This window comes from Streptomyces sp. NPDC091972, from assembly GCF_044756385.1.
Classification (GTDB): domain Bacteria; phylum Actinomycetota; class Actinomycetes; order Streptomycetales; family Streptomycetaceae; genus Streptomyces.
In genome coordinates this window covers 498,663-520,747 of the sequence record NZ_JBIVSV010000002.1, presented here as the reverse complement: position 1 = coordinate 520,747, position 22,085 = coordinate 498,663, and the positions used below count along the sequence as shown (strand labels likewise).

The 22,085-nt window shown below is 71.1% G+C and carries 16 protein-coding genes; 11 read left to right on the top strand and 5 right to left on the bottom strand.

What is annotated here, in order from left to right; genetic code table 11:
• Nucleotides 1–317 precede the first annotated feature (317 nt).
• Nucleotides 318–2,567, top strand: coding sequence for an ATP-dependent RecD-like DNA helicase (locus ACIQJT_RS07585; RefSeq protein ID WP_365450056.1), 2,250 nt, complete (start codon nucleotides 318–320; stop codon nucleotides 2,565–2,567).
• Between the two features lie 231 nt (nucleotides 2,568–2,798).
• Complete coding sequence (locus tag ACIQJT_RS07580) at nucleotides 2,799–4,088, top strand: citrate synthase (protein ID WP_365450058.1); 1,290 nt, start codon at nucleotides 2,799–2,801, stop codon at nucleotides 4,086–4,088.
• 627 nt (nucleotides 4,089–4,715) lie between these two features.
• Here ACIQJT_RS07580 and ACIQJT_RS07575 read toward each other — a convergent pair.
• Nucleotides 4,716–6,929 carry a heavy metal translocating P-type ATPase gene (locus ACIQJT_RS07575; protein WP_402640752.1) on the bottom strand — a complete coding sequence of 738 codons (2,214 nt, stop codon included), beginning with the start codon at nucleotides 6,927–6,929 and terminating at the stop codon, nucleotides 4,716–4,718.
• Between the two features lie 115 nt (nucleotides 6,930–7,044).
• Nucleotides 7,045–7,284 carry a heavy-metal-associated domain-containing protein gene (locus ACIQJT_RS07570; RefSeq protein ID WP_031037814.1) on the bottom strand — a complete coding sequence of 80 codons (240 nt, stop codon included), beginning with the start codon at nucleotides 7,282–7,284 and terminating at the stop codon, nucleotides 7,045–7,047.
• A 150-nt stretch (nucleotides 7,285–7,434) separates the two neighbouring features.
• Between ACIQJT_RS07570 and ACIQJT_RS07565 the strand changes: the two genes are divergently transcribed.
• Nucleotides 7,435–8,478, top strand: a complete 1,044-nt coding sequence (locus ACIQJT_RS07565; protein WP_402640749.1) for a zinc-dependent alcohol dehydrogenase family protein — start codon at nucleotides 7,435–7,437, stop codon at nucleotides 8,476–8,478.
• On the opposite strand, the gene ACIQJT_RS07560 is transcribed toward ACIQJT_RS07565, so the two are convergent.
• The 3 genes from ACIQJT_RS07560 to ACIQJT_RS07550 all read right to left on the bottom strand — a co-directional run bounded on the left by ACIQJT_RS07560 (nucleotide 8,459) and on the right by ACIQJT_RS07550 (nucleotide 10,529).
• Complete coding sequence (locus ACIQJT_RS07560) at nucleotides 8,459–9,025, bottom strand: GNAT family protein (RefSeq protein WP_365450064.1); 567 nt, start codon at nucleotides 9,023–9,025, stop codon at nucleotides 8,459–8,461. The two genes, ACIQJT_RS07565 and ACIQJT_RS07560, sit on opposite strands and share 20 nt — an antisense overlap.
• A gap of 89 nt (nucleotides 9,026–9,114) precedes the next feature.
• Nucleotides 9,115–9,315 carry an AlpA family transcriptional regulator gene (locus ACIQJT_RS07555; protein WP_020116516.1) on the bottom strand — a complete coding sequence of 67 codons (201 nt, stop codon included), beginning with the start codon at nucleotides 9,313–9,315 and terminating at the stop codon, nucleotides 9,115–9,117.
• A 296-nt stretch (nucleotides 9,316–9,611) separates the two neighbouring features.
• Complete coding sequence (locus tag ACIQJT_RS07550; protein ID WP_402640746.1) at nucleotides 9,612–10,529, bottom strand: sugar phosphate isomerase/epimerase family protein; 918 nt, start codon at nucleotides 10,527–10,529, stop codon at nucleotides 9,612–9,614.
• Between the two features lie 131 nt (nucleotides 10,530–10,660).
• Here ACIQJT_RS07550 and iolC point away from each other — a divergent pair, with 131 nt between their 5' ends.
• From iolC to ACIQJT_RS07510, 8 genes are all read left to right on the top strand, one after another.
• On the top strand, nucleotides 10,661–11,611 hold the full coding sequence (gene iolC / locus ACIQJT_RS07545) for a 5-dehydro-2-deoxygluconokinase (protein WP_402640743.1): 951 nt from the start codon (nucleotides 10,661–10,663) through the stop codon (nucleotides 11,609–11,611).
• The gene (locus ACIQJT_RS07540; protein WP_365450070.1) at nucleotides 11,608–12,489 is read left to right on the top strand and encodes a deoxyribose-phosphate aldolase; all 882 of its coding nucleotides are present in this window, start codon (nucleotides 11,608–11,610) and stop codon (nucleotides 12,487–12,489) included. Before iolC ends, ACIQJT_RS07540 begins: the two co-directional genes overlap by 4 nt.
• A gap of 10 nt (nucleotides 12,490–12,499) precedes the next feature.
• Nucleotides 12,500–13,315, top strand: coding sequence for a 5-deoxy-glucuronate isomerase (gene iolB / locus ACIQJT_RS07535; RefSeq protein ID WP_402640739.1), 816 nt, complete (start codon nucleotides 12,500–12,502; stop codon nucleotides 13,313–13,315).
• Entirely contained in the window at nucleotides 13,312–15,192 is a 1,881-nt protein-coding gene (iolD, locus tag ACIQJT_RS07530; protein ID WP_402640737.1) for a 3D-(3,5/4)-trihydroxycyclohexane-1,2-dione acylhydrolase (decyclizing), read from the top strand. The genes iolB and iolD overlap by 4 nt, the downstream gene beginning before the upstream one ends.
• 14 nt (nucleotides 15,193–15,206) lie before the next feature.
• Entirely contained in the window at nucleotides 15,207–16,709 is a 1,503-nt protein-coding gene (gene mmsA, locus ACIQJT_RS07525) for a CoA-acylating methylmalonate-semialdehyde dehydrogenase (protein WP_402640734.1), read from the top strand.
• A 198-nt stretch (nucleotides 16,710–16,907) separates the two neighbouring features.
• Nucleotides 16,908–18,299: an APC family permease gene (locus ACIQJT_RS07520; RefSeq protein WP_365450078.1), complete on the top strand. Its 1,392-nt coding sequence runs from the start codon at nucleotides 16,908–16,910 to the stop codon at nucleotides 18,297–18,299.
• Between the two features lie 191 nt (nucleotides 18,300–18,490).
• Nucleotides 18,491–21,115, top strand: coding sequence for a CocE/NonD family hydrolase (locus ACIQJT_RS07515; RefSeq protein WP_402640731.1), 2,625 nt, complete (start codon nucleotides 18,491–18,493; stop codon nucleotides 21,113–21,115).
• Nucleotides 21,112–21,978: an ABC transporter permease gene (locus ACIQJT_RS07510; protein ID WP_402640728.1), complete on the top strand. Its 867-nt coding sequence runs from the start codon at nucleotides 21,112–21,114 to the stop codon at nucleotides 21,976–21,978. The genes ACIQJT_RS07515 and ACIQJT_RS07510 overlap by 4 nt, the downstream gene beginning before the upstream one ends.
• Nucleotides 21,979–22,085: the final 107 nt, after the last annotated feature.

Sequence of the window (22,085 nt, the reverse complement as noted above, 5' to 3'; positions counted from 1 at the left end):
GCCCCACCTCGCCGCGCCGCTGTCCCGCCCCGGGCGGCACCCGGCGTCCCCCGCGCCGCACCCCCCCCGGGGGCGGCACCCGGCGTCCCCCGCGCCGCTGTCCCGCCCCAGGCGGCGCCCCGCGTCCAGCGCGCCGCTGCCCCCCGAGCGGCACCCGGCACCCCCCCCCCGCGGCTGTCCCGAGAGCCCCGGGGCAGCCCTCCGCCTCCCTCTCCACGGCGAACCGCACGCCCTCCAGAGCAGGCCCCCGCACGCACGACTGCCGCTCAACCCCGCCGCCCCCCTGGGCTGTCACTGCCGGGCGGTACCGTCGGGGCATGTCCAATCAGGCGGGGGCCTCCACGGGTGAACGACGGCTGGCCGTGCTCGAAGGCGTGCTGGAGCGCATCACGTACGCCAACGAGGACAACGGCTACACGGTCGCCCGCGTCGACACCGGCAGAGGCGGCGGCGACCTCCTCACCGTCGTCGGCGCGCTGCTCGGCGCCCAGGTGGGGGAGTCCCTGCGGATGGAGGGGCGTTGGGGCTCCCATCCGCAGTACGGCAAGCAGTTCACCGTGGAGAACTACACGACTGTCCTGCCGGCCACCGTCCAGGGCATCCGGCGCTATCTCGGCTCAGGGCTCGTCAAGGGCATCGGCCCCGTCTTCGCCGACCGCATCACCCAGCACTTCGGCATGGACACCCTGAAGATCATCGAGGAGGAGCCGCAGCGGCTCATCGAGGTCCCCGGCCTCGGCCCCAAGCGCACCAGGAAGATCGCGGACGCCTGGGAGGAGCAGAAGGCGATCAAGGAGGTCATGCTCTTCCTCCAGACCGTCGAGGTGTCCACCTCCATCGCCGTGCGCATCTACAAGAAGTACGGCGACGCCTCGATCTCCGTCGTCAAGAACCAGCCCTACCGGCTCGCCGCCGACGTCTGGGGCATCGGCTTCCTCACCGCCGACAAGATCGCCCAGTCCGTCGGCATCCCGCACGACAGCCCGGAGCGCGTCAAGGCGGGCCTCCAGTACGCCCTTTCGCAGTCCGCCGACCAGGGCCACTGCTACCTCCCCGAGGAACAGCTCATCGCCGACGCGGTCAAGCTCCTCCAGGTCGACACCGGCCTGGTCATCGAGTGCCTCGCCGAACTCGCCCTGCCCGACGAGGACTCCGGCGACCCGGGCGTCGTACGCGAGAAGGTGCCCGGCCCCGACGGCCACGAGGTCACCGCCGTCTGGCTCGTGCCCTTCCACCGCGCCGAACTCTCCCTCGCCGCACAGGTGTTGCGCCTGCTGCGCACCGACCAGGACCGCATGCCGGCCTTCCGTGACGTGGCCTGGGACAAGGCGCTGGGCTGGTTGAAGTCCCGTACCGGCACCGACCTGGCCCCGGAGCAGGAGGCCGCCGTCAGGCTGGCGCTCACCAAGAAGGTCGCCGTCCTCACCGGCGGCCCCGGCTGCGGCAAGTCCTTCACCGTGCGCTCGATCGTGGAACTGGCCCGCGCCAAGAAGGCCAAGGTCGTCCTCGCCGCCCCGACGGGGCGTGCCGCCAAGCGTCTGGCCGAGCTCACCGGCGCCGACGCCTCCACCGTGCACCGCCTCCTGGAGCTGAAGCCCGGCGGTGACGCGGCCTACGACAAGGACCGTCCGCTCGACGCCGACCTGGTGGTGGTCGACGAGGCCTCCATGCTGGACCTGCTGCTCGCCAACAAGCTGGTGAAGGCCGTACCCCCGGGCGCACACCTGCTGTTCGTCGGGGACGTCGACCAACTGCCCAGCGTCGGCGCCGGAGAGGTCCTGCGCGACCTCCTCGCCGACGGCGGTCCGGTCCCCGCGGTGCGCCTCACGCGCGTGTTCCGCCAGGCCCAGCAGTCCGGCGTGGTCACCAACGCCCACCGGATCAACGCCGGGCAGCACCCCGTGACCGACGGCATGAAGGACTTCTTCCTCTTCGTCGAGGACGACACCGAGGAGGTCGGCCGGCTCACCGTGGACGTGGCGGCCCGTCGGATTCCGGCCAAGTTCGGTCTCGACCCGCGCCGGGACGTCCAGGTGCTCGCGCCCATGCACCGCGGCCCCGCCGGCGCCGGCACGCTCAACGGCCTGCTCCAGCAGGCCATCACCCCGGGCCGCCCCGACCTCGCCGAGAAGCGGTTCGGCGGCCGGGTCTTCCGGGTCGGCGACAAGGTCACCCAGATTCGCAACAATTACGAGAAGGGCACCAACGGTGTCTTCAACGGCACCGTGGGCGTGGTCACCTCGCTCGACCCGGTCGACCAGCGCCTGACCGTGCTGACGGACGAGGACGAGGAGGTGCCGTACGAGTTCGACGAGCTGGACGAACTGGCCCACGCGTACGCGGTGACCATCCACCGTTCCCAGGGCAGCGAGTATCCGGCCGTGGTGATCCCGGTCACCACCAGCGCCTGGATGATGCTCCAGCGGAACCTGCTGTACACGGCGGTCACCCGGGCGAGGAAACTGGTCGTCCTCGTCGGTTCGCGCAAGGCGATCGGTCAGGCGGTGCGCACGGTCTCGGCGGGACGGCGCTGCACGGCGCTGGATTACCGGCTCTCGGTCCTGTGACGGGCGTCAATCGTGAGACAACACAAAAAATGATCGATCAAATGAGTCACGTGGGTCACAGAGCCCTTCCGGAAGCGGGTGGGGAGGGGCAGGATGAGCAAGTTGGCGGCACTCAGTGCCGCTGATACGCCCAACGGCCGACCCCGAGTGCACTCTCCTGCGCCAAATGGGGGATGGTAGAGACAGTCAGGGCAACCTCGAAGAAGAGGCACAACGTCGGTGAGGGATGACGTGAGCGACAACTCTGTAGTAGTGCGGTACGGCGATGGCGAGTACACCTACCCGGTGATCGACAGCACCGTCGGCGACAAGGGCTTCGACATCGGGAAGCTCCGCGCCCAGACCGGTCTGGTCACCCTGGACAGCGGCTACGGCAACACCGCGGCCTATAAATCCGCCATCACCTACCTCGACGGTGAGGCCGGCATCCTCCGGTACCGCGGCTACCCGATCGAGCAGCTGGCCGAGCGCTCCACCTTCCTGGAGGTCGCCTACCTCCTGATCAACGGTGAGCTTCCGACCGTCGACGAGCTCTCGGTGTTCAAGAACGACATCACGCAGCACACCCTGCTGCACGAGGACGTCAAGAACTTCTACAAGGGCTTCCCGCGCGACGCCCACCCGATGGCCATGCTGTCGTCGGTGGTCTCCGCCCTGTCGACGTTCTACCAGGACAGCCACAACCCCTTCGACGAGAAGCAGCGCAACCTCTCGACGATCCGCCTGCTCGCCAAGCTCCCGACGATCGCGGCGTACGCCTACAAGAAGTCGATCGGCCACCCGTTCGTCTACCCGCGCAACGACCTCGGCTACGTCGAGAACTTCCTGCGCATGACCTTCTCGGTGCCCGCGCAGGAGTACGACCTCGACCCGGTCGTCGTCTCGGCCCTGGACAAGCTGCTCATCCTGCACGCCGACCACGAGCAGAACTGTTCGACCTCGACGGTCCGCCTCGTCGGCTCGTCGCAGGCGAACATGTTCGCGTCGATCTCGGCCGGCATCAACGCCCTGTGGGGCCCGCTGCACGGCGGCGCCAACCAGTCCGTGCTGGAGATGCTGGAGGGCATCCAGGCCTCCGGCGGTGACGTCGACTCCTTCATCCGCAAGGTGAAGAACAAGGAGGACGGCGTCCGGCTGATGGGCTTCGGCCACCGGGTCTACAAGAACTTCGACCCGCGCGCGAAGATCATCAAGGCGGCGGCGCACGACGTCCTCTCGGCCCTCGGCAAGTCCGACGAGCTGCTGGACATCGCGCTCAAGCTGGAGGAGCACGCGCTCTCCGACGACTACTTCGTCTCGCGCAGCCTCTACCCGAACGTCGACTTCTACACGGGCCTGATCTACCGCGCCATGGGCTTCCCGACCGAGATGTTCACGGTCCTGTTCGCCCTCGGCCGCCTCCCGGGCTGGATCGCTCAGTGGCACGAGATGATCAAGGAGCCGGGCTCCCGCATCGGCCGCCCGCGCCAGATCTACACGGGTGTCGTGGAGCGGGACTTCATCCCGGTCGAGCAGCGCTGACAAACGCCGGTGCCGGGGCTGACCTGTTTCTTCAGGGGCGCGGGGAACCGCGCGACCAGCCCCCACCGGCCGGCAGCCGACGACGAACCGCGGTCCGGCTGAATCCGCAAAGCGAAAGGCGCCCTGGCGACGGTCCCCCCACGGGCCGGCGTCCAGGGCGCCTTCCCATGTCCCGGTGCGGATTCCCCCCACGGGATCCGGCCGGGCGTCTGAGAGACCAGCGCCTGAATCGCTGTCTTTCCGGTACTGCTGTTTGAGCAGAACGAGCAGAACTCCTCGTACTACTCCAGTGTGCGGTCTGCCGGGACAGCGCACGGTCGGGAGGGCCGCTCAAAGCTTCCCTAAGTGCGTGCCCCGGCAACGCAGCTCCGAGGAAGTCCCCCAAGACATCCTCAGACGTCAGTCAACGCCCCCCAAGACGCTGCCTGACATCGCCAACTTAGACCTTCGAACCCCTTCGATGGTTACGTTCGCATCACTGTGATCTGCGTCTCTTGCAAATGTCCGTTAGATACGCAAGAGCCCGGATAGGTGGCCGGGACCCCAGCGTAAGGACGATGCGCGAGTCTTGTGAAGAGCTTATGTGAGCGTGGCTCCGGACTCCAGAGGGGGTCCGTCAAAGGATCCTCAACGGAAAGCGCGCAGCCGCAGGCTGTTGGTCACCACGAACACCGAGGAGAACGCCATCGCCGCCCCGGCGATCATCGGGTTCAGCAGCCCGGCCGCGGCCAGCGGCAGCGCGGCCACGTTGTAGCCGAAGGCCCACACGAGATTGCCCTTGATCGTGGACAGGGTGCGCCGGGAGAGCCGGATCGCGTCCGCGGCCACCCGCAGATCACCGCGCACCAGCGTCAGGTCGCCCGCCTCGATCGCCGCGTCGGTCCCGGTCCCCATGGCGAGTCCCAGGTCGGCGGCGGCGAGCGCGGCCGCGTCGTTGACGCCGTCGCCGACCATCGCGACGACCCGGCCCTCGCTCTGCAGCCGCCGTACGGCCTCGACCTTGTCCTCGGGCAGCACCTCGGCGACGACCTCGTCGATCCCGACGGCCCGCGCCACCGCCTCGGCCACCGTCCGGTTGTCCCCGGTCAGCAGTACCGGCGTCAGCCCCAGGGCCCGCAGTGACCGCACCGCCTCGGCGCTGGTCTCCTTGACCGCGTCGGCGACGGCCAGGACTCCGCGGGCCACGCCGTCCCACCCCACGACGACAGCCGTACGACCGCCCCGCTCGGCCTCCTCCTTCGCGCGGGCCAGCTCGGCGGGCAGCACGTCGAAGAGGCGCCCCACGGCCACCTCGTGGCCCTCCACGCGCCCGCGTACGCCCTTGCCGGGTACGTTCTCGAACTCCTCGACCGCCGGCAGCGGTCCGGCCTGCTCCTCGGCGCCCGCGGCGACCGCCCGGGCGACCGGGTGCTCGGAGGCGTGCTCCAGGGCACCCGCGAGCCGCAGCACCTGCTTCTCGTCGGCGTCCTGGGCGACGTGGATCTCTTGAAGCGTCATGCGGCCGGTGGTGACCGTGCCGGTCTTGTCCAGGACGACGGTGTCGACGCGCCGCGTGGACTCCAGGACCTCCGGGCCCTTGATGAGGATGCCGAGCTGGGCGCCGCGCCCCGTGCCGACCATGAGCGCGGTCGGGGTGGCCAGACCCAGCGCGCACGGGCAGGCGATGATCAGCACGGCGACGGCCGCGGTGAACGCGGCGACGGTGTCCCCGGTGGCGCCGAGCCAGGCCCCGAAGGTGGCCACGGCGATGCCGATGACGACCGGCACGAAGACCGCGGCGACCCGGTCGGCCAGCCGCTGCACCTGGGCCTTGCCGTTCTGCGCGTCCTCCACGAGCTTCGCCATCCGCGCGAGCCGGGTGTCGGACCCGATCCGGGTCGCCGCGACGACGATCCGCCCGCCGGCGTTGACGGTCGCCCCGGTGACGGCGTCCCCGACCCCGACGTCCACCGGGACCGACTCGCCGGTCAGCAGGGAGGTGTCCACGGCCGAGGAGCCCTCGACGACGGTGCCGTCGGTCGCGATCTTCTCGCCGGGCCGTACGACGAACCGGTCCCCGACGGCCAGCCGCTCCGCCGGGATCCGCACCTCGCGCCCGTCCCGCAGGACGGCGACGTCCTTGGCCCCGAGCTCCATCAGCGCCCTGAGGGCCGCCCCCGCGTGCCGTTTGGCGCGGGCCTCCAGGTAGCGGCCGAGCAGGATGAAGGCGGTGACCCCCGAGGCCACCTCGAGATAGATCGTCGAGGCGCCGTCCATGCCGCCGACGGTGAGCTCGAACCGCTCCCGCATGCCCGGCATGCCCGCGTCGCCGAAGAACAGCGCCCACAGGGACCAGCCGAAGGCGGCGAGGGTTCCGACCGAGACCAGCGTGTCCATGGTGGCCGCGCCGTGCCGGGTGTTCGTCCAGGCGGCCCTGTGGAACGGCCACGCTCCCCAGACGACGACGGGCGAGGCGAGGGTCAGGGCGAGCCACTGCCAGTTGTCGAACTGGAGGGCGGGGGTCATGGAGAGCGCGACGACCGGGACGGCGAGCGCGACGGAGACGAGGAGCCGCTGCCGCAGGGCCGCGAGCTCGGGGTCCGGGTCCTCGGGCTCCGGTGCCGGGGGCGCCGGCTCCTGTGCCGTGTAGCCCGTCTTCACGACGGTCGCCACCAGATCGGCGATCTCGACGCCCGCGGGGTAGACGATCTTCGCCTTCTCGGTCGCGTAGTTGACCGTGGCGGTGACGCCGTCCATCCGGTTGAGCTTCTTCTCGACCCGGGCGGCACAGGAGGCGCAGGTCATCCCGCCGATGACGAGTTCGACCTCGGACACGGGCGCTGTCGGGGCCGTGGTGGACATGTTCCCTACTCCAGAAACGGTTCGTCCGCGCTCCTTCGGGGCGCGGGGAACAGTGCGACGGGCCGTGCCGGGCCGTCGGTCGCCCGGCGGCCCGGCACGGCACTCCTCAGGGCGGTCAGGCCTTGCCGACGAGCTCGAAACCGGCCTCGTCCACGGCGGCCCGCACGGCCTCCTCGTCCAGCGGCTCCGCCGACACGACCGTGACCTCGCCGGTGGAGGCGACCGCCTTCACCGAGCTGACCCCCGCGATCTCGGAGATCTCGCCGGAAACGGAACCCTCGCAGTGCCCGCAGCTCATCCCGCTCACCTTGTAGACGGCGGTGACGGAACCCGGGGTGTCGGTCTGGGCGGTCATGTCGTTCTCCTCGTGGAGGCGTGTGGGGTTGTTGAGTCACAGCCTATACCCCTAGGGGGTATTTCTCCAAGAGTCGTGGGCCGGGTGGCGGCGGCGGACCGGTGACCAGTCACGATGGACCGGCCAACGGAAACGGCGAGGGAGGCGCGGATGCGAGCGGTTGTCTTCGAACACTACGGCGAACCCGCACAGGTGCGGGACGTCCCCGACCCCCACCCGGCGGAGCACGGAGCACTCGTCCGGGTGGAGGCCACGGGCCTGTGCAGGAGCGACTGGCACGGCTGGCAGGGCCACGACCCCGACATCACCCTCCCGCACGTGCCCGGCCACGAACTCGCGGGCGTGGTGGAGGCGGTCGGCCCCCGCGTGCGCGACTGGCGCCCCGGCGACCGGGTCACCGTCCCCTTCGTCTGCGCCTGCGGCACCTGTGCGGCCTGCGCGAGCGGCGACCACCAGATCTGCGAGCGCCAGACCCAGCCCGGCTTCACCCACTGGGGCTCGTTCGCCCAGTACGTGGCGCTGGACCACGCCGACGTGAACCTCGTGGCCGTACCGCCGGACATGACCTTCGCCACCGCCGCCTCCCTCGGCTGCCGTTTCGCCACGGCGTTCAGGGCGGTCGTGCAGCAGGGGCGGGCCGCCGCGGGGGAGTGGGTCGCGGTGCACGGCTGCGGCGGGGTCGGCCTGTCCGCGGTGATGATCGCGGCGGCCTCGGGGGCCCGCGTGGTCGCCGTGGACGTGTCTCCCGGGGCGCTGGCCCTGGCGAAGGAGTTCGGTGCGACGGAGTGCGTGGACGCGAACGGCACCCGGGACACCGCGGCGGCGGTCCGTGAGCTGACCGGCGGCGGGGCCCATGTGTCCCTGGACGCCCTGGGATCCCCGGCCACCTGCGCGGCCTCCGTCGAGTCGCTGCGCCGGCGCGGGCGGCACGTCCAGGTGGGCCTGCTGCCCTCGGCGGACGGCAGGACCCCCGTGCCCATGGCCCGCGCGATCGCCCTGGAGCTCGCTCTCCTCGGCAGCCACGGCATGGCCGCCCACACCTACCCGCCGATGCTGGAGCTGGTCGGGGCGGGCGTGCTGCGACCGGACCTGCTGGTCACCGCCACCATCCCGCTGGACGCGGCACCGGCCGCCCTCGCGGCGATGGGCACGGCCCCCGGAGCGGGGGTGACGGTCATCGAGCCGTGGGGTTGAGGGCGGCCCACTCGCGGTCGAGGAGGCCCATGACCACCCAGTCCACCCACTCGCCGTCCCGCAGATCGGCCTCCCGCCGCACTCCCTCGACCGTGAACCCGGCCTTCTCGTAGACCCGCAGGGCGCGGGCGTTGTGGCGGTAGACCTCCAGTTCGACGCGGTGCAGGCCGAGCCGCTCGAAGCCGTGGCCGACGATGAGCCGGGTGGCCTCGGTGCCGATCCCGCGTCCGCGCCCCCGGGGGCCGATGAGGGTGCGGAAGGTGCAGCTCCGGGCCTGGGCGTCCCACTCGTGGAGGACGACCTCGCCGACCAGTTCGCCGGTGGCGCGGTCGGTGACGGCGAGGTCGAGGCGGTCGGTCTGCGCGGACCGGGAGCCGTACCAGGACCGCAGCCGCTCCGGGGTGAGCTCGCCGGCGGGGGTTCCGGTGAGGCGGACGACCTCGGGGTCCTCGATGATCTCCGCCATGACCTCGGCGTCGGCCTCGGTGAACGGCCGCAGCACGGTCCGCTCGCCGGTGAGCACGGGTTTCACGGAGAAGTCGCTCATGGGCCGACTGTGCCAGACGCCGTCCCCTGCCGGCCCGCCTTTTTCGGGTCGGCGGGACGGGGTGCGGCGCTGCTCCCTCCGGCGTCGCCCTAGTCCTCCCTCCGCCCCCGGTTCCCCGGCCGGGACGCGACCCACGCGCGCACGGTGTCCGCGTACCAGAAGGGCTTGCCGCCCTCGACGTGGTCGGGCGGCGGCAGCAGTCCGTGCTTGCGGTACGACCGCACGGTGTCCGGCTGCACACGGATGTGCGCCGCGATCTCCTTGTACGACCAGAGCCTTCGGTCGGTCATGTGGTGCACCTCCCCGCGCGCACCGCGGCGGCGGCCGGGAACGGCCGTCGGGGGTACCGGGCGCTGCGCTGGCGATCACAAAGCCTGTGCCCGGTGAACGACCCGCGGTGACCCGCGGTCAGGGTCTGTGCGCGGGGTGTGACGGGGGGCCCGCGTACACGCGACATGTGTGACACGGAAGTGGTCTTCGTGACAGAGGTGACGCAAAGGCGTACGCGGGCGTGCGGGCGCGGCGCGTTGACATCGGGGGCCACCGGCCTCCGCGGCCGGTCCGGCACGCGCCCGCAGCCGGAGGGCTACGCCCCGCAGGACCGCAGGAACGCCCGGGTCCGCCGGGCGATCGGCAGCGGCTTGTCCGGCTCGCACGGATACATGTCCTGCTCGACGATCGCGAACAGGTCCACGTCCAGCTTCTGCGCCGCCTCCAGCACCGGACCGAGCTCCGGCACGCCCGAGGGCGGCTCGCACATCACGCCCTGCGCCACGGCCGGCCCGAACGGCGTCCCCTTGGCCCGCACGTCCGCGAGGATCTCCGGGTCCACCTGCTTGAGGTGCAGGTACCCGATCCGCGAGCCGTACGCCTCGATCAGCTTGACGCTGTCGCCGCCGCAGTAGGCGTAGTGGCCCGTGTCCAGGCACAGCGACACCAGGGAGGAGTCGGTCGCGTCGAGGAAGCGGACCACGTTCTCCTCGCTGTCGATGTGGGTGTCGGCATGCGGGTGGACGACGATCTGAAGGCCGTACTCGTCGCGCACCCGCTGCCCGAGCCGCTCGGTCAGCGAGCTGAGGTTGCGCCACTGCTCGGGCGTGAGTGTGTCGGACTCCAGCACCTCGCCCGTCTTGTCGTCCCGCCAGAACGACGGGATCACGACCAGGTGCCTGGCTCCCATCGCCTGGGCGAGCGCCGCGTTGTCCGCGACATGCGCCCAGGTCCTGTCCCACACGGCCTCGCCGTGGTGCAGGCCGGTGAAGACGGTCCCGGCCGACACCTTCAGGCCACGCCGGGTGACCTCCTCGGTGAGGACCGCGGGATCGGTCGGCAGGTACCCGTACGGCCCCAGCTCGATCCACTCGTAGCCGGAGTCGGCGACCTCGTCGAGGAAGCGCTGCCAGGGGACCTGCTGGGGGTCGTCGGGGAACCACACGCCCCAGGAGTCCGGAGCCGAGCCGATCCGGATGCGGGACAGTGAGGGCTGAGGTGCGGGCGCTGTCATGCCGGTCAGCTTCGGTTCGCGCAGCAAGCGCTGTCAAGGTCTCGTCCGAATGTCTGGACAAAACATTGACAGGGCTCCTCGTACGGGGCTACAAACGCCGGGAGAGCCGACGCAGGTACGAAGGGAAGCCGATGGCGTACGACCTGATCACCATGGGGCGGATCGGTGTGGACCTGTATCCACTCCAGACCGGTGTCCCGCTGCCGCAGGTGACGTCCTTCGGCAAGTTCCTCGGGGGGTCGGCGACGAACGTCGCGGTCGCCGCCGCACGCCTGGGACGGCGGACCGCGGTGATCACCCGCACCGGCGACGACCCGTTCGGCACCTATCTGCACGAGGCCCTCCAGGGCTTCGGTGTGGACGATCGCTGGGTCACCCCGGTCCCGGGCCTGCCGACCCCCGTCACCTTCTGCGAGGTCTTCCCGCCGGACGACTTCCCGCTCTACTTCTACCGGCAGCCCAAGGCCCCCGACCTGGAGATCGACGCCCACGAGCTGGACCTCGACGCGATCCGCGAGGCGAGCGTCTTCTGGGTCACCGGCACCGGCCTGAGCGAGGAGCCCAGCCGTACGGCGACGCTGGCCGCCCTCGCCCACCGGGCCAAGGCGGGCACCACGGTCTTCGACCTGGACTGGCGCCCGATGTTCTGGAAGGACCCCGAGTCCGCCCGCCCCTTCTACGAGGAGGCCCTGCGCCACACCACGGTCGCCGTCGGCAACCTCGACGAGGTCGAGGTCGCGACCGGGGTGCGCGAGCCCCGCAAGGCGGCCCGGGCGCTGCTGGACGCCGGTGTCGAGCTGGCGGTCGTCAAGCAGGGCCCCAAGGGAGTCCTCGCCGTCGACAGCAAGGGCCACGAAGCGGAGGTCCCGCCCCTGCCCGTGAACGTCCTCAACGGCCTCGGCGCCGGTGACGCCTTCGGCGGCTCCCTCGTCCACGGCCTCCTCGCCGGCTGGGACCTGGAGAAGATCATGCGGCACGCCAACGCGGCCGGCGCCATCGTCGCCTCCCGCCTGGAGTGCAGCTCCGCGATGCCCACGGTCGGCGAGATCGAGGACGCGGTCGCGGCGGGAGCGGTCAAGTGAGCGTCGACATCACCGAACTCGTGCGGCTGCGCGCCGAACGCCCCGAGGCGATCGCCGAGGCGGCGGCCCGCCGTACCCGCAGGCCGCTGCTGAACGACAGCGGCCGCCTGATGATCGTCGCCGCCGACCACCCCGCCCGGGGCGCGCTCGGCGTCGGCGGCAACCGCATGGCCATGGCCAACCGCGCCGACCTGCTGGAGCGCCTGTGCCTGGCGCTCTCCCGCCCCGGCGTGGACGGCGTCCTCGCGACCGCCGACATCCTGGACGACCTGCTCCTGCTCGGCGCCCTGGACGGCAAGGTCGTCATGGGCTCCATGAACCGCGGCGGCCTCCAGGGCGCCAGCTTCGAGCTCGACGACCGCTTCACCGGCCACCGCCCCGAGGACATCGAGCGGCTCGGCTTCGACGCGGGCAAGCTGCTCCTGCGCATCGACTACGCCGACCCGGGCTCCCTGACCACCATGGAGTCCACGGCCCGCGCCGTCGACGACATGGCCGCGCGGAAGCTCCCCGTCTTCGTCGAGCCGTTCATCAGCGGCCGCACCACCGAGGGCAAGGTCAGGAACGACCTGTCCGCCGAGGCCGTCACCAAGTCGATCGCCATCGCCTCCGGGCTGGGCGGCAGTTCGGCCTACACCTGGCTCAAGGTCCCGGTCTGCGACAACCCCGACGACATGGGCGAGGTCATGGCCGCCTCCACACTGCCCGCCGTGCTCCTGGGCGGCGAGGTCGGCGACGACCAGGACGGGGCGTACGAGAAGTGGCGCGGCGCCCTGCAACTGCCCACCGTGCGCGGCCTGGTGGTCGGGCGCTCCCTGCTGTACCCGGCGGACGGCGACGTGGCCGCCGCCGTGGACACCGCCGTAGGACTGCTGTGAGGGCCGCCGCATGACACACAACGAGCTGTACGTCCCCAAGGGCGGGTCCGCCAACGCCCAGTACGCGGTGGACATCGACCCCAAGCGGGCCGGCTGGACCCACAGCAGCCTGCGGATCGTCGAGCTGGCCCCCGGCGGCACGCACACCTTCACCTCCGGTGACAGCGAGTGGATCGTGCTTCCGCTGGAAGGCGGCTGTACCGTCCGCACAGGTACCGAAGAGTTCCAACTCCTGGGCCGGGAGAGCGTGTTCGCCGGAGTCTCGGACTTCGCGTACGTGCCCCGGGACGCCCAGGCATCGATCGCCTCCGGCGCGGGAGGCCGCTTCGCCCTGGCAGGAGCGAAGTGCGAGCGACGACTCCCCGCCCGCTACGGCCCCGCGCCGGAGGTCCCCGTCGAAGAGCGCGGCAGCGGCACGCAGTTGCGGCACGTGCGCAACTTCGCCTCCGCCGACGCCTTCGACTGCGACAAGCTCATCGCCGTCGAGGTCGTCACCCCCGGCGGCAACTGGTCCTCCTACCCTCCGCACAAGCACGACGAGCACCGGCCGGGCGTGGAAGCCGAGTTGGAGGAGATCTACTACTTCGAGATCGACGGCCCGAACGGTTTCGGCTATCAGCGCGTATCTCCCTCCCGTGAGGGCGGTTCCGACGTCCTCGCCGAGGTCCGCTCCGGCGACGCCGTCCTCGTCCCCGACGGATGGCACGGCCCGTCCATCGCCCAGCCCGGCCACGACATGTACTACCTGAACGTCATGGCGGGGCCGGGTGAGACGCGGGAGTGGCGGATCTGCTTCCACCCGGACCACACGGAGGGGTACCGATGACCACCCGCCTGACCGTCGCGCAAGCGCTGGTCCGCTTCCTGGCCGCCCAGTACACCGAACGCGACGGCGTACGACAGCGGTTGATCCCCGCGACCTGGGGCATCTTCGGCCACGGCAATGTCGCGGGGATCGGCCAGGCACTGGTCGAGTACGGCGACGACATGCCCTTCCACCAGGGCCGCAACGAGCAGTCCATGGTGCACGCGGCCGTCGGCTACGCGCGTCAGTCCAACCGCCTCTCCACCCACGCGGTGACGACCTCGATCGGCCCGGGCGCCACCAACCTGGTGACCGGCGCCGCCCTCGCCACGATCAACCACCTGCCGGTCCTGCTGCTGCCCGGGGACATCTTCGCCACCCGGGTCGCCGACCCGGTCCTCCAGCAACTCGAAGTCCCGTACGCCGGTGACGTGTCGGTCAACGACTGTCTGCGCCCGGTGTCGAAGTACTTCGACCGCGTCACCCGGCCCGAAGCCCTGATCCCGGCCGCCCTCCAGGCCATGCGCGTCCTCACCGACCCGGTCGAGACCGGCGCCGTGACGCTCGCGCTGCCCCAGGACGTCCAGGCCGAGGCCCACGACTGGCCGGACGAGTTCTTCGCCGAGCGCACCTGGACCGTACGGCGTCCCGGCGCCGACCCCACCGAACTGGCCGAGGCCATCGACGTGATCAGGTCGGCGACCCGCCCTCTGGTCATAGCCGGTGGGGGAGTCCACCACAGCCGCGCCGAGGAGGCCCTCGCCGAGTTCGCGAGCGCCACCGGCATCCCGGTCGCCTCCACCCAGGCGGGCAAGGGCTCCCTGCGCCACGACCACCCCCAGGACGTCGGCGGCGTCGGCCACACCGGCACCGCCACCGCCAACGAACTGGCCCGCCAGGCGGACCTGGTGATCGGCGTCGGCACCCGGTACACCGACTTCACCACGGCCTCCGGCACGCTGTTCGAGAAGCAGGGCGTCCGCTTCCTGAACCTCAACATCGCGCCCTACGACGGTCACAAGCTGGCCGGCCTGCCGCTGGTCGCGGACGCCCGCAGCGGCCTGACCGAGCTCACCGAGGCGCTCCGGCTGCACGCCCACCGCGTCACGAGCGTGTACGTCGACGAGTACACCGTGGACAAGGAGCGCTGGGAGCAGCGCGTCGACGCCTGCTACGAGGCCGACGAGCCCGACGTCAGGCCCACCCAGCCGCAGGTCCTCGGCGCCCTGGACGCGCTCGTCGACGAGTCCGACGTGATCATCAACGCGGCCGGCTCCCTCCCCGGCGACCTGCACAAACTGTGGCGGGCCCGGTCGCGTGACCAGTACCACCTGGAGTACGGCTACTCCTGCATGGGCTACGAGATCCCGGCCGCGATCGGTGTGAAGATGGCCGCTCCCGACCGCAACGTCTGGGCGCTGGTCGGCGACGGCACGTACCTGATGATGCCGACGGAGATCGTCACGGCCGTGCAGGAGGGCGTCGCGATCAAGATGCTCCTCATCCAGAACCACGGCTACGCCTCCATCGGCGGCCTGTCCGAGACCGTCGGCGGCGAGCGCTTCGGCACGGCGTACCGCCACCGTTCGCCCTCCGACGGTTCCTACACGGGCGCCCCGCTGCCCGTGAACCTGGCCGCCAACGCGGCCAGCCTCGGTATGCGCGTGCTGCGCGCGAAGACCGTACGAGACCTCCGCGTCGCACTCGAAGAGGCGCGGGCAGCCGACACTCCCACATGTGTCTGCGTCGAGACCGAAACGGCAGACACAGTGTCGGGCGCGCCTCCGGCGCAGGCCTGGTGGGATGTTCCTGTGGCCGAGACCGCGACGCGCGCGTCCGCGGTGAAGGCCCGTGAGCTGTACGAACGGCACGTCTCTACCCGACGCCGCCATCTGTGAAGGAGTACTCGGTCATGACGAAGATCGTCAACCACTGGATCGGCGGCAAGACCGTCGAAGGCGCGTCGGGGAACTACGGGCCGGTCACCGACCCGGCGACCGGCGCGGTCACCACGAAGGTCGCGTTCGCCTCGGTCGACGAGGTCGACGCCGCCGTGGCCGCCGCGAAGGACGCGTTCCAGACCTGGGGCACGTCCTCGCTCGCCAAGCGCACCAGCATCCTGTTCCGCTTCCGGGCCCTGCTGGAGGCGAACCGGGACGCGATCGCCGAGCTGATCACCGCCGAGCACGGCAAGGTGCACTCGGACGCGCTCGGCGAGGTCGCGCGCGGCCTGGAGATCGTGGACCTGGCGTGCGGGATCACCGTGCAGCTCAAGGGCGAGCTGTCCACCGAGGTCGCGAGCCGGGTGGACGTCTCCTCCATCCGCCAGCCGCTCGGTGTCGTCGCCGGCATCACGCCGTTCAACTTCCCGGCCATGGTGCCGATGTGGATGTTCCCGATCGCCATCGCGACCGGCAACACCTTCGTGCTGAAGCCGTCGGAGAAGGACCCCTCGGCCTCCATCAAGATCGCCGAGCTGCTTGCCGAGGCCGGTCTGCCCGACGGCGTCTTCAACGTCGTCCACGGCGACAAGGTGGCCGTCGACCGCCTCCTGGAGCACCCGGACGTCAAGGCCGTCTCCTTCGTCGGCTCGACCCCGATCGCCCGCTACATCCACACCACCGCCTCCGCCAACGGCAAGCGCGTGCAGGCCCTGGGCGGCGCCAAGAACCACATGCTGGTCCTGCCCGACGCCGACCTCGACGCGGCCGCCGACGCCGCCGTCTCCGCCGCCTACGGCTCGGCCGGCGAGCGCTGCATGGCCATCTCCGCGGTCGTCGCGGTCGGCGCCATCGGCGACACCCTCGTCGAGAAGATCCGCGAGCGCGCCGAGAAGATCAAGATCGGCCCCGGCAACGACCCCGCCTCCGAGATGGGCCCGCTCATCACGAAGGTGCACCGCGACAAGGTGGCCTCCTACGTCGAGGGCGCGGCCGCCGAGGGGTGCGAAATCGTCCTGGACGGCACCGGGCACACGGTGGAGGGCTTCGAGGACGGCCACTGGATCGGCATCTCCCTGCTCGACAAGGTGCCCACCACCGCCAAGGCGTACCAGGACGAGATCTTCGGCCCGGTCCTGACCGTGCTGCGCGTGGACACCTACGAGGAGGGCCTGGCGCTGATCAACGCCTCACCCTTCGGCAACGGCACCGCGATCTTCACCCGGGACGGCGGCGCCGCCCGCCGCTTCCAGCTGGAGGTCGAGGCCGGCATGGTCGGCGTGAACGTCCCGATCCCGGTCCCGGTCGGCTACCACTCCTTCGGCGGCTGGAAGGACTCGCTCTTCGGCGACCACCACATCTACGGCAACGACGGCACGCACTTCTACACCCGCGGCAAGGTCGTCACCACCCGCTGGCCCGACCCGGCCGACGCCCCGGCGGGCGTGGACCTGGGCTTCCCGCGCAACCACTGAGCACCCCCGACGGGGCCGTCCGCATGGCGGACGGCCCCGTTTTTTTGCGCGCACGCGCTGCGGTTCCCGTACTCCCCAAATCGCGGATTTCTTCACGGCAAACTATTGAATCCGCCATCCTGGCCGGTTCTTCGCCACGAATTCCGCAGCAAGTCATCTATTGACGGGTCGGTTTTCGTCGGGGTTCCATGCAGCACCATGACCGACACCCTCCGCCCTGCCGACAACGCCGTCCCAGAGGCGCTGGAGCACGGCCACGCCAAGCTCAACCGTTCCATCGGCGTGGTCGGCGGCACCCTCCTGACGCTGTCCTGCGTGACCCCGGCCTCCACGCTCTTCGTGGTCGTCCCCGACCTCTTCGGCTCGCTCGGCACCGCCACCGCCCTGACCATCGCCATCGGCTCCCTGCTCTGCATCGCCGTGGCGTTCTGCTACTCGGAGCTGGGCACCCTCATCCCCAGCGCGGGCGGCGAGTACGCGATGGTCTCGACGCTGGCGGGACGACTCGCGGGCTGGCTCGTCTTCGTGCTCTCCCTCCTGGTCGTCATGATCGTCCCGCCGGTGATCGCGATGGGAACGGCGGACTACCTGGCCCCCGTGATCCACCTGGACCCCTCCCTGGCGGGCGCCGCAGTCATGCTCCTGGCCACCCTCGCCGGCCTCCTCGACCTGCGCGCCAACGCCTGGATCACGGGCGTCTTCCTGGTCCTCGAGGTGATCGCGGCCGCGGTCGTGGCGCTCCTGGGCTTCACCCACGCCGAACGCGGCCCGAGCAGCCTGCTGTCGATGCAGGTCGCGGACGCCCACGGCGGCACGGACACGGTGACGGCCATGCTCGTGGTCTCCGGCCTCGCGATCGCCCTCTTCGTCACCCAGGGCTTCTCCACGGCCGTCTACCTCTCCGAGGAACTGGAGAACCCGCGCCGCAACGTGGCCCGCACGGTCCTGGCCACCCTTGCCATCTCCACCGTGATCATCCTGGTCCCGGTGGCCGCGATCACCATGGGCGCCTCCGACCTGACCGCGCTCACCGGCGGCGACATCAGCACCATGGTCACCGCCTGGTCCAACTCCGCGGTCGGCACCTTCGTCAGCCTGTGCGTCGCCCTCGCGATCATCAACGCCGGCATCGTCATGGTCATCCAGAACTCCCGGGTCCTGTTCGCCTCGGCACGGGACAAGGCCTGGCCGGCCCCGGTGAACACGGTCTTCTCCAAGCTCGGCCGCTTCGGCAGCCCCTGGGTCGCCACCCTCGCGGTCGGCGTCCCGGGCGCGGCCCTGTGCTTCGTCAACCTGGACACGCTGTACGGCGTCACGGGCGTCTCGGTGACGGGCATGTACCTGCTGGTCGCGGTGGCCGCGCTGCTGTCCCGCCGCACCCACCACAAGCACACCCCGGCCTGGCGCATGCCCCTGTGGCCCGCGATGCCGGTCCTCCTGATAGCGGTCCTGACCTACATCCTGACCCAGCAGGAGACGGAGTACCTGCTGTGGACAGGGGGCATCACCGCAGTGGCCACCCTCTACTGGGCTCTGTACCTCCGCCCCCGAGCCGGAACGAGGTGGCTCGTCTCGATACCGGAGGAGTGAGAAGTCAGGGGCGCGGGGAACTGCGCGACCAGCCACGACGGGCTTGTACCCGGCAGTCGAACGGTCGAGACCGAGCTCGTACCCGTACCGCACCTGCTGTACGAACCGGAAGCCCCTCCACCCCCAGGATGGCCCGGAGTTCAGCCCTCGGTCGACAAGGGACCGACAGTTTCACCCCGTACCGTTGACACATGGATCTTCGACGCCTCCGGAGGCCGCGGTGGATCGCCGCCGCGGCCTCCGTCGTCGTGCTCGCCGCCGCCGGGACCTGGACGGCCGCCGCCTCCGACGACCCACCCCCGGTGCACCGCGCGGACCAGATCATGGCGATCGACGGCGTCCGCATCGACACCTCCTACTTCACGACGAACGGCACCGGCAGGCGCCCCGCGGTCCTCCTCGGCCACGGCTTCGGCGGCAGCAAGGCCGACGTACGGGAACAGGCCGAGGACCTCGCGAGAGACGGCTACGCGGTCCTGACCTGGTCGGCGCGAGGCTTCGGCAGGTCGACGGGCAAGGTCGGCCTCAACGACCCCGATGCCGAGGTCAAGGACGTCAGCAAGCTGATCGACTGGCTGGCGGAGCAACCCCAGGTCCGGCTCGACAAGCAGGGCGACCCCAGGGTCGGCGTGGCGGGCGCGAGCTACGGCGGCGCGATCTCCCTCCTCGCCGCCGGTCACGACCGTCGGGTGGACGCGATCGCCCCGTCGATCACGTACTGGAACCTCGCGGACGCCCTCTTCCCGAACGGCGTCTTCAAGAAGCTGTGGGCCGGAATCTTCGTCAACTCCGCGGGCGGCTGCGAGAAGTTCGAGCCGCAGATCTGCGCGATGTACCAGCGGGTCGCCCAGTCCGGCGTCCCGGACGCGCAGGCCGTGAAGATGCTGGAGGAGCGCTCCCCGTCGGCCGTCGCCCGGGACATCAAGGTCCCCACCCTCCTCGTCCAGGGCCAGACGGACTCCCTCTTCCCCCTCGGCCAGGCCGACCAGGCCGCGAAGGCGATCCGCGCCAACGGCGCCCCCGTGGACGTCGACTGGATCGCGGGCGGCCATGACGGCGGCGACCTGGAGACGAGCCGGGTCCGGGCCCGCGTGGCCGACTGGTTCGACCGCTACCTCAAGGGCGAGAAGTCCGCAGACACCGGCCCCGCCTTCCGCGTCACCCGCACCGTCGGCACCGACACCGGCGACGGCGAGACCCGTCTGACCGGCGTCACCGCCGGCACCTACCCCGGCCTGGAGGGGGACGACCGCAGGATCGCCCTGACCGGCCGCGCACAGGACTTCACCAACCCGGCCGGCGCGAGCCCGCCCGCCGTCTCGGCCCTCCCCGGCATCGGCGGCGGCGGCCTCTCCCAGCTCTCCTCCCTGGGCGTCGGCGTCTCCCTCGACTTCCCCGGCCAGTACGCCGCCTTCGAGTCGGCCCCGGTCGAGGACGACCTCCGGATCACCGGCTCGCCCACGGTCACCGTCCACGTGAAGTCGACGACCGACGACGCCGTCCTGTTCGCCAAGCTGTACGACGTGGGCGGGAGGGACCAGCAGACGCTGCCCTCCCAACTCGTCGAGCCGGTCAGGGTCGAGGGCGCGAAGGCCGGCAAGGACGTCACGATCACCCTCCCGGCGATCGACCACGAGATCGACGACGGCCACCGTCTGCGCCTGGTCCTCGCCTCCACCGACCTCGGCTACGCCTCCCCGGCCGCCCCGGCGACGTACACCGTCTCCCTGAAGGGCGGCCTGAACGTCCCCGAGCCCCTCGGCGAGAAGAACACCCAGGCCCCCCTGCCCGCCTGGGTGTGGTGGCTGCCGCTGGCCGGCGCGGTGCTCGCCCTGGTCCTCGTGGTGACGGGCCGCCGCCGTACGACAGCCCCCGCCGCCCCCGAGCCGGAGCTGGCCGAAGTCCCCCTTCAGATAACCGACCTGAGCAAGCGGTACGCCAGGTCCGCGGACCGTTACGCGGTCCGCGACCTCTCCTTCCGCGTCGAGAAGGGCCAGGTCCTCGGCCTGCTCGGGCCGAACGGCGCGGGCAAGACGACCACCCTGCGCATGCTGATGGGCCTGATCAGGCCGGACGGCGGCGAGGTCCGCGTCTTCGGCCACGCCATCGCCCCCGGTGCCCCCGTGCTCTCCCGCGTCGGCGCCTTCGTCGAGGGCGCAGGCTTCCTCCCGCACCTGTCCGGCCGGGAGAACCTGGAGCTGTACTGGCAGGCCACCGGCCGCCCGCCCGAGGACGCCCACATGGACGAGGCGCTGGAGATCGCCGGCCTCGGCGACGCGCTGTCCCGCGCGGTCCGCACCTACTCCCAGGGCATGCGCCAGCGCCTGGCCATCGCCCAGGCCATGCTGGGCCTGCCGGACCTGCTCATCCTCGACGAACCCACCAACGGCCTCGACCCGCCGCAGATCCGCGAGATGCGCGAGGTGATGATCCGCTACGCGGCCGCCGGGCGCACGGTCATCGTCTCCAGCCACCTCCTCTCCGAGGTCGAGCAGTCCTGCACCCACCTCGTGGTCATGGACCACGGCCGACTCGTCCAGGCGGGCCCGGTCGGCGAGATCGTCGGCTCCGGCGACACCCTCCTGGTCGGCACGGCCGTACCGGTCGAGGAGCCCGTGGCCGAGAAGGTGGCGGCCCTCCCGGGCGTGGCCTCGGCGGTCACCACCGACGACGGCCTCCTCGTACGCCTCGACGCGGACGGCAGTGCGGCCCGCCTGGTCGCCGAACTCGTCCGCCTCGAGGTCCCCGTGGAGTCGGTGGGCCCGCACCGCCGCCTGGAGGACGCCTTCCTCACCCTGATCGGAGACTCCGCATGAGCAGCACGCCGACCGAGCGCGCGGAGGTCGCCGACGGCTACCGCGCGGGCCGTACGCTGCCGGTCCGCGTCGAGCTGGTACGGCAGTTGAAGCGCCGCCGCACCCTCGTCATGTTCGGCATCCTGGTCGCCCTGCCCTTCGTCCTGCTGATCGCCTTCCAGCTGGGCGGCGGACCGGGTTCGGGCAACACCCGCGTCAACCTGATGGACACGGCGACGGTGTCCGGGGCGAACTTCGCCGCGGTGAACCTCTTCGCCTCCGCGGGTTTCCTGCTGGTCGTCCCGGTCGCGCTGTTCTGCGGGGACACGGTCGCCTCCGAGGCGAGCTGGTCCTCCCTGCGCTATCTGCTCGCGGCCCCCGTGCCGAGGGCCCGTCTGCTGTGGTCCAAGCTCGTCGTCGGCCTCGCCCTCAGCCTGGGCGCGATGCTGCTGCTCCCGCTGACCGCCCTCGCGGTCGGCACGGCCGCCTACGGCTGGGGCCCGCTCCAGCTCCCCACCGGCGGCGCACTGGGGCCGGGCACCGCGGCCCAGCGCCTGCTGATCACGGTGGCGTACATCTTCGTCTCCCAACTCGTCACCGCGGCCCTCGCGTTCTGGCTCTCCACCCGTACCGACGCCCCGCTCGGCGCGGTCGGCGGAGCGGTCGGCCTGACCATCGTCGGCAATGTGCTGGACCAGGTGACGGCCCTCGGCGACTGGCGGGACTTCCTCCCCTCGCACTGGCAGTACGCCTGGCTGGACGCCGTGCAGCCCTCGTTGCAGTGGTCCGACATGATCCAGGGCACCTCCCTGTCGATAACGCTCGCCCTGGTGCTGTTCGCCCTGGCCTTCCGGGGTTTCGCCCGCAAGGACGTGGTCTCCTAGGTCAACGGAAGATCTCCCACCGGTCTCGACAGGCCCTCTCCGTGCCCTCTTCGAGACGCATCCGCAACGCTCCGTGGCGCACGTTCCGGCCCCCCGGCCCGTCACAG

Coding starts and splice junctions, on each gene's coding strand:
- ACIQJT_RS07585 (WP_365450056.1), top strand. CDS start 318: ATGTCCAATCAGGCGGGGGCCTCCACGGGTGAACGACGGCTGGCCGTG.
- ACIQJT_RS07575 (WP_402640752.1), bottom strand. CDS start 6,929: ATGTCCACCACGGCCCCGACAGCGCCCGTGTCCGAGGTCGAACTCGTC.
- ACIQJT_RS07570 (WP_031037814.1), bottom strand. CDS start 7,284: ATGACCGCCCAGACCGACACCCCGGGTTCCGTCACCGCCGTCTACAAG.
- ACIQJT_RS07565 (WP_402640749.1), top strand. CDS start 7,435: ATGCGAGCGGTTGTCTTCGAACACTACGGCGAACCCGCACAGGTGCGG.
- ACIQJT_RS07560 (WP_365450064.1), bottom strand. CDS start 9,025: ATGAGCGACTTCTCCGTGAAACCCGTGCTCACCGGCGAGCGGACCGTG.
- ACIQJT_RS07555 (WP_020116516.1), bottom strand. CDS start 9,315: ATGACCGACCGAAGGCTCTGGTCGTACAAGGAGATCGCGGCGCACATC.
- ACIQJT_RS07550 (WP_402640746.1), bottom strand. CDS start 10,529: ATGACAGCGCCCGCACCTCAGCCCTCACTGTCCCGCATCCGGATCGGC.
- iolC (WP_402640743.1), top strand. CDS start 10,661: ATGGCGTACGACCTGATCACCATGGGGCGGATCGGTGTGGACCTGTAT.
- iolB (WP_402640739.1), top strand. CDS start 12,500: ATGACACACAACGAGCTGTACGTCCCCAAGGGCGGGTCCGCCAACGCC.
- iolD (WP_402640737.1), top strand. CDS start 13,312: ATGACCACCCGCCTGACCGTCGCGCAAGCGCTGGTCCGCTTCCTGGCC.
- mmsA (WP_402640734.1), top strand. CDS start 15,207: ATGACGAAGATCGTCAACCACTGGATCGGCGGCAAGACCGTCGAAGGC.
- ACIQJT_RS07520 (WP_365450078.1), top strand. CDS start 16,908: ATGACCGACACCCTCCGCCCTGCCGACAACGCCGTCCCAGAGGCGCTG.
- ACIQJT_RS07515 (WP_402640731.1), top strand. CDS start 18,491: ATGGATCTTCGACGCCTCCGGAGGCCGCGGTGGATCGCCGCCGCGGCC.
- ACIQJT_RS07510 (WP_402640728.1), top strand. CDS start 21,112: ATGAGCAGCACGCCGACCGAGCGCGCGGAGGTCGCCGACGGCTACCGC.